Annotated in this window: 9 protein-coding genes and 1 rRNA gene; 5 read left to right on the top strand and 5 right to left on the bottom strand. The window is 56.5% G+C overall.

The window, feature by feature from the left end; all coding sequences use genetic code 11:
- Nucleotides 1–2,181 (top strand): aconitate hydratase AcnA (gene acnA / locus ACEW8J_RS13905; RefSeq protein ID WP_373492244.1); only part of this gene is annotated, 2,181 nt, incomplete at its 5' end.
- Between the two features lie 216 nt (nucleotides 2,182–2,397).
- Here the strand turns inward: acnA and ACEW8J_RS13910 are convergent.
- Nucleotides 2,398–3,036, bottom strand: a complete 639-nt coding sequence (locus ACEW8J_RS13910) for a TetR/AcrR family transcriptional regulator (RefSeq protein ID WP_373492245.1) — start codon at nucleotides 3,034–3,036, stop codon at nucleotides 2,398–2,400.
- 332 nt (nucleotides 3,037–3,368) lie between these two features.
- Between ACEW8J_RS13910 and ACEW8J_RS13915 the strand changes: the two genes are divergently transcribed.
- Both ACEW8J_RS13915 and ACEW8J_RS13920 read left to right on the top strand, forming a co-directional pair.
- A complete protein-coding gene (locus ACEW8J_RS13915; RefSeq protein WP_373492246.1) occupies nucleotides 3,369–4,754 on the top strand; it encodes a DUF4139 domain-containing protein in 1,386 nt (461 codons plus the stop codon).
- Between the two features lie 11 nt (nucleotides 4,755–4,765).
- Complete coding sequence (locus tag ACEW8J_RS13920; RefSeq protein ID WP_373492247.1) at nucleotides 4,766–6,343, top strand: DUF4139 domain-containing protein; 1,578 nt, start codon at nucleotides 4,766–4,768, stop codon at nucleotides 6,341–6,343.
- Between the two features lie 10 nt (nucleotides 6,344–6,353).
- Here ACEW8J_RS13920 and ACEW8J_RS13925 read toward each other — a convergent pair whose 3' ends face one another.
- On the bottom strand, nucleotides 6,354–6,770 hold the full coding sequence (locus tag ACEW8J_RS13925) for an acyl-CoA thioesterase (protein ID WP_373492248.1): 417 nt from the start codon (nucleotides 6,768–6,770) through the stop codon (nucleotides 6,354–6,356).
- A complete protein-coding gene (locus ACEW8J_RS13930; protein ID WP_373492249.1) occupies nucleotides 6,763–7,062 on the bottom strand; it encodes a hypothetical protein in 300 nt (99 codons plus the stop codon). Before ACEW8J_RS13930 ends, ACEW8J_RS13925 begins: the two co-directional genes overlap by 8 nt.
- Nucleotides 7,063–7,181: 119 nt before the next feature.
- Here ACEW8J_RS13930 and ACEW8J_RS13935 point away from each other — a divergent pair, with 119 nt between their 5' ends.
- Nucleotides 7,182–7,610, top strand: a complete 429-nt coding sequence (locus ACEW8J_RS13935; protein ID WP_373492250.1) for a CBS domain-containing protein — start codon at nucleotides 7,182–7,184, stop codon at nucleotides 7,608–7,610.
- Here ACEW8J_RS13935 and ACEW8J_RS13940 read toward each other — a convergent pair.
- Nucleotides 7,598–8,410, bottom strand: a complete 813-nt coding sequence (locus ACEW8J_RS13940; RefSeq protein WP_373492251.1) for a sugar phosphate isomerase/epimerase family protein — start codon at nucleotides 8,408–8,410, stop codon at nucleotides 7,598–7,600. The genes ACEW8J_RS13935 and ACEW8J_RS13940 overlap by 13 nt on opposite strands.
- Before the next feature lie 80 nt (nucleotides 8,411–8,490).
- Nucleotides 8,491–10,002: a lipopolysaccharide biosynthesis protein gene (locus tag ACEW8J_RS13945; protein WP_373492252.1), complete on the bottom strand. Its 1,512-nt coding sequence runs from the start codon at nucleotides 10,000–10,002 to the stop codon at nucleotides 8,491–8,493.
- Between the two features lie 495 nt (nucleotides 10,003–10,497).
- On the opposite strand from ACEW8J_RS13945, the gene ACEW8J_RS13950 reads away from it, so the two are divergent.
- Nucleotides 10,498–10,871: ribosomal RNA gene (locus ACEW8J_RS13950) — 16S ribosomal RNA — on the top strand; the annotation flags it as partial.

Consider the following 10,871-nt stretch of genomic DNA (forward strand, 5'->3'; position numbering starts at 1 on the left):
GCGTTTGACAATTTCCAGGTGGTGCCGCCCGGCACCGGCATCTGCCACCAGGTCAATCTGGAAAATATCGCCAAGGCGGTCTGGTCCTCGGCCGATGCCGACGGCGTGATGGTCGCCTATCCCGACACCTGTGTCGGCACCGACAGCCACACGACGATGATCAACGGTCTCGGCGTGCTCGGCTGGGGCGTTGGCGGGATCGAGGCGGAAGCCGCGATGCTCGGCCAGCCGGTGTCGATGCTGATTCCGCCCGTCGTCGGGTTCAAGATGACCGGCAAGCTGGCCGAGGGCATCACCGCCACCGATCTGGTGCTGACCTGCGTGCAGATGCTGCGCGAAGTCGGCGTGGTCGGCAGCTTTGTCGAATTTTACGGCCCCGGCCTCAAGGAACTGTCGCTCGCCGACCGCGCGACCATCGCCAATATGGCGCCGGAATATGGCGCCACCTGCGGTTATTTCCCGATCGACGAAAAGACCCTGGAATATCTCGCGCTGACCGGCCGCAGCGCCCAGGATATCGCGCTGACCGAGGCCTATGCCCGGGAACAGGGCTTCTGGCGCTATGACGAGACCACCAAGGACGCGATCTACAGCAAGACGCTGGAGCTCGACATCAGCACCGTCGTGCCGTCCCTGTCGGGGCCGAAACTGCCGCAGCAGCGGGTGTCGATGGCCGAGCTCGACGAGGGTTTCAACCGCGATCTCAAGGAAGTGTTCGGGGTCGAGGACACCGGCGAGCGGGTCGCGGTCGAGGGCAGCGATCACGGCTTTGCCCACGGCGATGTCGCGATTGCCGCGATCACCAGCTGCACCAACACCTCCAACCCGACGGTGCTGATCGCCGCCGGCCTGGTCGCGCGCAAGGCGCGGGCGTTCGGCCTGCAGCGCAAGCCCTGGGTGAAAAGCTCGCTGGCGCCGGGATCGCAGGTGGTCACCGACTATCTCGACAAGGCCGGGCTTTCCGAGGATCTCGACTATCTCGGCTTCAATCTGGTCGGCTATGGCTGCACCACCTGTATCGGCAATTCGGGGCCGCTGCCGGCGCCGATCAGCAAGGCGATCAACGATCATGACATTGTCGCCGCCTCGGTGCTCTCGGGCAACCGCAATTTCGAGGGCCGGGTGTCGCAGGACGTGCGCGCCAATTATCTCGCCTCGCCGCCGCTGGTTGTCGCTTATGCGCTCAAGGGCACGGTGCGCCAGGACATGTACGAGACGCCGATCGGGCAGGGCAAGGATGGCGAGGACGTCTATCTCAAGGATATCTGGCCGACCAACGCCGAGGTCACCGACATGGTCAACAGCTTCGTCAACCGCGAGATGTTCCTCAGCCGCTATGCCAATGTCTATGACGGCGACGAACAGTGGCGGGCGATCGATGTCACCGGCGGCGCGACCTACCAGTGGCGCGCCGGTTCGACCTATGTCGCCAACCCGCCGTATTTCGACGGCATGACGATGACGCCGGAGCCGATCAGCGACATCATCGAGGCCAAAACCCTGGCGCTGCTGGGTGACAGCATCACCACCGACCACATCTCCCCCGCCGGCGCCATCAAGGAGGACAGTCCGGCCGGAGAATATCTGAAAAATCATCAGGTTAGCCGCGACGATTTCAATTCCTACGGCTCCCGCCGCGGCAACCACGAAGTCATGATGCGCGGCACCTTCGCCAACATCCGAATCAAAAACGAAATGGCCGAAGGAAAAGAAGGCGGCTACACCAAATATGAAGGCCAGATCATGCCGATCTACGACGCCGCAATGCGCCACAAGGCCGACGGTACGCCGCTGGTGGTGATCGGCGGCGAGCAATATGGCACCGGCTCATCCCGCGACTGGGCCGCCAAGGGCACCAATCTGCTCGGCGTCCGCGCGGTCATTGTCGAAAGCTACGAGCGGATTCACCGCAGCAATCTGGTCGGCATGGGCGTCCTGCCGCTGCAATTTGCGGAAGGCACCGATCGCGAGATCCTCAGTCTCGATGGCAGCGAGAGCTTCACGATCAAGGGCGTTGCCACGCTGAAGCCATTGCAGGAGGTCGAGGTCGAACTGACCCGCGCCGATGGCACGACGTCAACCTTCAAGACGATCTGCCGGATCGATACCGCCAATGAGATGGAATATTTCCTCAACGGCGGCATCCTGCACTATGTGTTGCGGAACTTGGCCCAGGGCTAGCCACAGCCGGCGCCGGGCCGGTCTGCTCGTCCTGATGCTCGCGTTTGCGAGTCAGGACGACGTGGGGTGAGGGTTCATGCGACGGGTCAGCCACGCCTGGGACTCTTGCAGGGATCTGTTAATCACATCGTCCCAAGGCTAGGCCGTACCAAAAATATCCGGTTGTAACAATTGCAGAGACGCAAAAGGCATCGACATTGGCTTGTCGATGGCCTTTTAACTGGCGATATGCAATTCAGGCTTGTTGATTGTCGCCGCTTCATTTGCCCGCAGCCCATTGAGAATCGTGTTGATCACGATCCTCAGCCGTTCTTCGGTCGCGACATGCATCATCTGCGGCATCAGTCGGGGGTTGCAAAATGGCTGGACCATGGTGTTCACCAGCGACATGACGGTATCGAGCTCCAGGCCGCTGAAATAACCTTGTTCCATCGCCTCGGCGAGAATCAGGGCCATATAGTGATCGGCGAGATCAACATAGCCCTTGATCACCTCAAAATGTTCGTCGCCCAATTCCATATAGGATTCAAACAGTACCGGATCATCTTCATAGCGCGCCCGTTTGACCACCAGACGTCTGGCAAAAAACTGATAGAGCTTCTCTTCAACCGGCATCTCTGCCGCAACCAGCTCTTCCATGATGACCTGCAATTCGGCAAACCATTCGCCCGCCATCGCTTCTGCGAGCGCATCCTTGCTGTCAAAAAAGCGATAGAGATTCGCTGGCGACATTCCCACTGACGCCGCGAGATTGGTCATGGTGAAGCTGATCGTGCCTCGGTCCTGGATCATCTGGTCTGCGGCATCGATGATCCTGGCGCGAGTGGCAGCGATGTCGGTTTCGGGACGGGACATAGACTGGCTCCTGTAAGGGCTCCTTGGTGCGGCAGAATAGCCAACGTGATATATATAGGTGATACGGTTTCTTGATAAAAGACCAAAAATCTTCAACATACAATTACGCGGCAGGTAATGAGACGCCCCATGATTGCTCTCAAGCACAGAAGCGTTATTTCAACACGTGCTTGCTCAGGATTCCGATCTCGGCAATCTTGTCCCGGTTGCAGATTGCGCTGGCTGGCTTCGCTGGAAATGATTATTGCAGTAAACATCGGCGCAGCCCAAAAATATTTAGCCCAAGTTCATTTTCAAGGCTTTCGCTTAGGGTACCAATAGGGAGAGAGAATATGCGGCATTTCGGTTTACTCGGGCTCTTGCTGGTTAGCGCTGCAGCCCCTGCCATCAGCCAGTCCGCTTCGCAGGAATCGGCGCAGGGCGACATCTCGGTCACGATATACAATAACAATCAGGCGCTGGTTCAGGATGTCCGTAATCTCAATCTTCCGAATGGCCGCAGCAAACAGCAATTCCCGGACGTATCCGCGCAGATTCGTGCAGAAACCGTGACGCTGTCGGGAGCAGGTATCGGCATTGTCGAGCAGAATTTCGATTTCGACCTCCTGACGCCGGCCAAGCTTATGGAAAAAGCGGTTGGCCAGACGGTTACCCTGATCCGGACCAACCCGGCAACCGGCGCTGAAACCCGTGTTCGGGCGGAAATACTGGCGGCCAATGGCGGTGTTGTGATGCAGATCGGCAATTCAATCGAGGTGCTGCGCGACGATGGTCTGCCGGTACGGGTGATTTTCGATCGGGTGCCGCCCAATTTACGCGCGCGGCCCACACTGTCGATCACTATGGAGGCGACCGGCGGGCAGGTGCCCACGACCCTTAGCTATCTGACGCCTGGCCTGGGTTGGAAAGCCGACTATGTGACGCTGTTCGACGATGCCAAACAGACGATTGACGTCCAGGGTTGGGTTACATTGACCAACAATAGCGGCACGGACTATCTCAACGCCAAAACCCTGCTGGTCGCGGGAAGCCCCAACAGCGGCGGCGGGCGCAACAGCTACGCGCAATGGCCGACCGGGACAATCGAGAGCGCAGGCACTGAATCCAATGATCGCGAGCAGCTTGGCGATTATTATCTCTATCCGCTCGCCGAGCGCACCACGATTGCCAATGCCCAGCAGAAACAAGTGAGTTTTCTGGATGTGACGGCGGCACCAGCGCGTCGGGTTTACGAATATACCAATGGCTGGCTGGGTTCCACCGACGCGACCAGTGCCAGCTCTGTGCTGAAATTTTCCACGTCGCGATCCGGTGGATTGGGCGATCAACTGCCGTCCGGCATCATGCGGGTCTATATGCGTGACAAGCGAGGCGATCCGCAGTTCATTGGCGAAAGCCAGATCGAGGCGACACCGATGGGATCGTCCATGTCGATCCGCACCGGCGAAGCATTTGATGTGAAGTTCAAGACCGTGGTTGAAGAGCGTACGCGGCGATCGTCCAGCCGCTGGCGTACCAAGATGCGCTATGAGGTCACCAATGCCCGTCCAGAGGCAGTCACCGTCGATCTCGCGCAGTCGGGACTTTGGGGCGATGTCCGGATCGAGCAGGAAAGCCAGGCCAGCAATCGGGTGTCTGCCGACAAGGTCGAATGGCGGCTCAATGTGCCGGCCAATGGCAGCGTAACGCTGACCGCGACCTTCGACAGCCGCTACTGACCGGCCGCGCGGTGAACGGATCCCGTCTGCTGGCCGTTCTGGTCTTCATGCTTTGCTTGCAGGCCAGTCCGCTGCTCGCGCAGCAACTGGTTATTTCGGACCAGGCAAGCGACGTGTCGATCACTATCTATCGGGCGCCCGGGAGAGGGGACCGGGCGATCAATGCAAACTGGCCGCAAGGCTATGCCCTGATTACGGAAAGCCGGACGGTGCAATTGCCCGCCGGCGATGCGATCGTACGTTTCGAAAGCGTATCCGAAGGCATGTTTCCGGAAAGCGCCATCGTCACCGGCCTTCCCGCTGGCGTGAGGGAAAAGAACCGCGATGCACGGCTATTGTCGCCGCAAGGTCTGGTCGACGCCTATCTCAAGCGCGAAGTTTCCATCACCCGGACGAATATAGTGACAGGGATATCGCGAACACAGAATGTGTTCATCACCGCCGGGCCGGATGGGGGCGTGATTTTTGAAAGCGATGAAGGGTTTGAGGCGCTGCGCTGCACCGGCCTTCCGGAGCGGATGATCTTTTCGGAAGTTCCTGCGGATCTGTCAGCCAAGCCGACGCTTTCCATTCTCACCACTTCACCGCGTGCCGTGACCGCGAAACTGACGCTGACCTATCTGGCGTCGGGTTTCGACTGGCAGGCCAATTATATCGCCACAGTCAAGCAGCGCGACGCGGGGCAGCAAGCACAAATGGACCTGTTCGCTTGGCTGACCGTGGCCAATGGCGGAAATCAGAGTTTTGAAAATGCTCATATGATGACGGTTGCTGGAGAACCCAATCGTGAACGAGTTGCGGGTCAAGTTCGTCCAACCGGCGGCGCTCTCCAAATCCGCTGCTGGCCCATGCAGCGGACCCATCAGGTTCCTTATAATCCAGGTTATCTGTCAGCCGTGCCTCCACCGCCGCCAGCACCAATGGCGATGATGGAAGCCACGGGTGAAGAGATCATGGTCACTGCTCAGCGGCGAAACGGAAAAATGAGGGACATGGCGTCCCCTGTCGCCGTTGTGGTGGCAGAGCAGGAAGATTTGGGTGACCTGAAACTATATCGTGTACCGGAGCGCGTCACTGTTAGCGCAAAGGGTCAGAAGCAGGTCGCGATGATTGTTCAGCCTGATGTCAGCTACGAACGTATCTATGTCGCAGATGCCCGAGATTATTCCAGGGAGAGCGCGCCGATCTCCTATATCTTGCGTAGCAAGAATGAGGCAAAGAGTGGACTGGGAGTCCCGTTGCCGGCTGGCAAGGTTGCGGTCTTTGAAAATAGTCCGGTCGGACCCATGCTGGCAGGAGAAGGCGATCTGCCGGATCGCGCGATAAACGACGAGATTGAGATTGTCGTCGGTCAGTCGTCGGATGTTCGTCTTTCTGTGGACGAACTTCGCCGGACGAAAGGCCGGGAGTATTGGCGCGCAACCATTTCCAATGCCCGCAATCATCCGGTCGAAGTTGAAATGGAAATCCCCTATGAACTCGCAAGCCGAACGAAAGGCGTCGAGAAGATCGATGGTGTCCCGACCTGGCGAGTCACCGTTCCGGCAAATGGGGAAGCGAAAATCGATTATACCATTAAATTGCAGTGACGGCGGAGCTCTACGCTAAATATTTCTTCTTCGAATCTTCCGGGATCACTCTTGGATGATGATTTTCATCCAGCGCCACAAATGTGAACAATCCACTGGTTACGGGCACCCGCTCTTCATCGAGATTGCGAGACGCAATCACATCCAGTCGGATTGCGATTGATGTGCGGCCTATTCGCTCGACCCGGGCATAGACCGATATCAGGTCGCGGGTCAGAATCGGTGCGATAAATTCCATTGCCTCTATCGCTACTGTCGCAGTGGATCCGCGTGCCACTCTGGCTGCCATGATCCCACCCGCGATATCCATTTGCGCCAACACCCAGCCACCGAATATATGGCCGTTGTTGTTGAGATCGCGAGGTTGCGGTGCAACCCGCAATACCGGCTGCAACTTCGCAAGTTCTTTCAGGTCATCGTTACTCATCGGGATAGAGATGCCGCGAAACCGGATCATCGATCGATTCGTCATGGCCGGAGTCGCTCGACAGGAACACCAGACCCATCAGGGCGGCCATCAACATCAGCGTAAAGGCCACGCCGCCTGCAGTTGCGATATACATATGAATGGATACAAAGCCATGTAGGTAAAACAGGATGCCTGAAGCAACAGCGACACAGAGCAGGGTGAATTTCGCCATGCCGCGCATCAACCGCCAATAGCGGGCCCATGCGACACTGGCATATAGCGGATCTTCAAGGCGGGAAGGTTGGGGCAAAACGGACTCCGTTGGTTTTCGGTGCATTGGACGGGAATCCTGTTACCATCAAGTCCAACGACTTTCAAAATTATGTTATAGGCATGCAGTAAACAGAATCAGAGCCGAGGAGAGGGACGATGACCATACAGGCGATTTTGCAGGGACGCAGTGACGAGATATATAGCTGCACAGCAGATATGTCGGTTTCGCAGGCGGTTGAGATATTGGCAGAAAAGCGAATTGGCGCGCTTCCGGTTCTGGATGGCGACGCGGTTGTCGGGATATTCTCCGAACGCGACGTTCTGCATTGTATCCGCAAATATAACCATGATGCTATGGATAAGCTGGTGCGCGAAGGGATGACGTCAGATGTAATTTTTGTCGAGCGCACCAAGAGTGTGATTGGTGCGCTCTCGCTCATGACCAAAAGACGCATCCGCCACTTGCCGGTCGTGGAAGATGGCAAGCTGGTCGGTTTTGTCTCGATTGGCGATTTGGTCAAATACCGGATCGACAAGATCGAAAGCGAAGCCGCCGCCATGCGCGACTATATTCAATCGACCTGATTAACCGGAATGCCGTGCTGTTTCAGATAGGCTAGGCTGGCCTTGCGCACGGCGTCGGCCCGGTCGACCGGATCAGGGAATTGATCACGATAGATTTTTGAACGGATTTCCAGGCTGAGCGGGATATGTTCTGGCAACGCCTTTATAATATTGGCCACGGGCAAGGCGCCTTCACCGGGGCAGCTTCTCAAATCGACGGCGTCTGCCAGATAGGTCTCGAAGCCCGGATCACAAAGCAAATTGCCATCGCAGATTTGCGTATAAGGCAATAATGATGCTGAAATCTTTTCCAGGTCTTCCGGCGCATGGCCGGCGCGCTGGAAATGTAGCGTGTCGATCAGCAGAGCTGCCGCCGGATGGTCCGCTTTGTCTATGATGTCGAGCGCGCTATCCATCGACTGCACCGCTGTGATCATCAGAAATTCGAGTGCGATCCGCATCTCGCCTGGCGCGACCCATGCACATAATTGGTGCAGGGCTTCGGCTGTCCTGCCATGATCCGGTTCCGAACTGACCACCAATATATTGGCCGCACCCAGTTCCAGTCCGGCGTCAATGATCAGTCTGTGATCGTCCGTCAGTTTGCCACCTTCCGGGATCCAGACCACTTCAACGTCAAGCACGGACAGGTCCTGGTCGGCTATAACCGTCTTTGTTGCGTGCAAGGCAGCCGGATTCCAGCTCTCCGGTTCAATGGTGAATCCGCAATGGGTGAATCCGGCCTTGCCCGCTGCCCGCGCCACATGTTCTGGCTGGAATTCCGGCAATGTGCCCGCGGCGAGAGATATTATATGGTCCATGGCGACAATGCTGCGCTCATCATCCGATTTCGACAATGGGCATTTTAATCAGGGAAGTTATCATCGTGCCAGAGCGCGGCTTATATCTCTCCTGACCGAAGTTCCGCTGCGCTTGGTTCCGGCGGCTTGCGACGGACAACGAGTCGAATCACTTCGAATAATGTCGGCCTGGCCAGTATATAAAGCAAACCGACGTAGACGAGGCCACCCGTTGCGACCAACACCGCAAGGCGTGCATAAACGATCATCTCTGGCAGCAGTTGATCGGTGCCGTAGACGATCCCCGCCATGGCGGTGGAAGCGGACAGGCCAGGCCACACCGCTTTGCCAATCTGCCGCGCATCGATACCGATATGCTTATGCGATTGCGAATAAGTGAAGATTGTCAGCAGCGGGAAGGCAATGACCCAGCCCCAGGCCAGTCCAAAAACGCCATATTGAATGCCGATCAAGAATGCGATCGGCATAAGCACCGCGCCAAACATATTGGTGCGGGCGGTCACTTGCGGGCGGCCCAGCGCATTGTTTGCCGGCGTAAACAATATCTGCAAAGTCATGACCGGCATCGCTAGGGCCAGTATCGCGACAAAGGGGGACATCCCTGTCCACTTGCTGCCGAATATCGTTTCGACCAACGGATCGGCTGTCACCGCCATGCCCAGATAAAGAGGGCAGGAGATCAGCATGATCAAACGAATCGCTTTCAGAAAGGACCATGCCAGCGCGCGGGGATCAGATTGCAGGCGCGCATAAGCGGGGAAGGCCACCTCGTTCAGGGGCGGAACAAATTTTGCCGCAAAGATCGTCGTCAGGAAAAGCGCCTCCGCGTAGAGGCCGAGGTCATGCGGATCCAAATAACGGCCGGCGATGAAAATATCGGATTGGCTCTGGATCGTCCAGAACAGGTGACTGGCCAGAAGGGTGGCGCCGAATCCGAACATCGCGCCGGCGCCTTTGAAATTGAAAGTCGGCAGAATATAGAATCTGACCGCTATGACGAGACAGATCGCGCGGCTCCAGAATATCGCCAGGGGCGCATAGACCAGGGTCCATACGCCATAATCATTATAGGCAAAATATAAGGCGGTGACGGCCCCGACCACGGCCGAGATCAGATTGATGATTGCCGGCTTCTTGAATTCCAGATTTCGCGTCATCAGCGCTTCGGGCAGGGCCATGAAGGGAGTCGCCAGATAGATCAGCGCCTGAACACGCAGCAGGTCGGCAACGATAGGTTGCCGATAATAGTCCGCTGCGACGGAGGCGAGAAGCAGCTGGAGCAGCGCGATCGCGCCATTCAGGAGCAAAAGCATCCCGAATGCCTGGCGAATCTGGATCGGTTCGACTTTCTCGGCCTGAATAATCGAGCTCACCAGGCCATATCCGTTCATAAAGCTCAGAAAAACGAGAATGACCTGCGTCATTGCAAATATCCCGTAATCTTCGGGATTAAGAATACGGATCACCGCCAGAGTCGCGCCCCAGGCAATGACTTGCGACAATATCTGCGTGCCAGAGCGCCAGAAAACTGCGCTTCTTACACGGCTACCAAAATTCTCATCGTCAGCCAGAGGTGCGGATTCATTCAACATGATGTTTTGGTCTAGATGCCTTTATATCGCCGGAAACACGGTCATACCGGCCAATTACGAATATTTTTGAAACAAAAGTGAAAAACTATGTTGACCGAATCAGGCCATCCATCTAGAGATCTTTTCACCGGCACGAAGCGGCTCACATGGGCCCCAAGGTGTTGGTCGTCAAAATTTGTAACAACGGTTCTCCCCGGTAGCAATAGCGGGAAAAATCGTTGTCTGCGTTTTCTGACGGGCTCTTTGACATTGTAATAATAGATGAAGGGACATGTGGGCGGCGGCCCCAGACCCGGGAACTTCAAGGTTCCGGTGCTCTGGTAAGTTAAGTCGTTCCATAGGTTTCGTGAGAAAGCTTCGGCTCTATCATGTTACCGAACATGTCCTTTATATGTATCCATATACGTAAAAAAGATTTGTGCAGGAACGGCTCCTTGAAATGTAGCTGTTTCGGTGGATGGCAAACTTCGGTTTGTGCCACCATTACAGGACATCAAACTTGAGAGTTTGATCCTGGCTCAGAACGAACGCTGGCGGCATGCTTAACACATGCAAGTCGAACGAGATCTTCGGATCTAGTGGCGCACGGGTGCGTAACGCGTGGGGATCTACCATAGGGTGCGGAATAACTCAGAGAAATTTGAGCTAATACCGCATAATGTCTTCGGACCAAAGATTTATTGCCCTTTGATGAACCCGCGTAAGATTAGCTTGTTGGTGAGGTAAAGGCTCACCAAGGCGACGATCTTTAGCTGGTCTGAGAGGATGATCAGCCACACTGGGACTGAGACACGGCCCAGACTCCTACGGGAGGCAGCAGTGGGGAATATTGGACAATGGGCGAAAGCCTGATCCAGCAATGCCGCGTG

The organism is Parasphingorhabdus sp. (assembly GCF_041748495.1).
Lineage (GTDB): Bacteria > Pseudomonadota > Alphaproteobacteria > Sphingomonadales > Sphingomonadaceae > Parasphingorhabdus.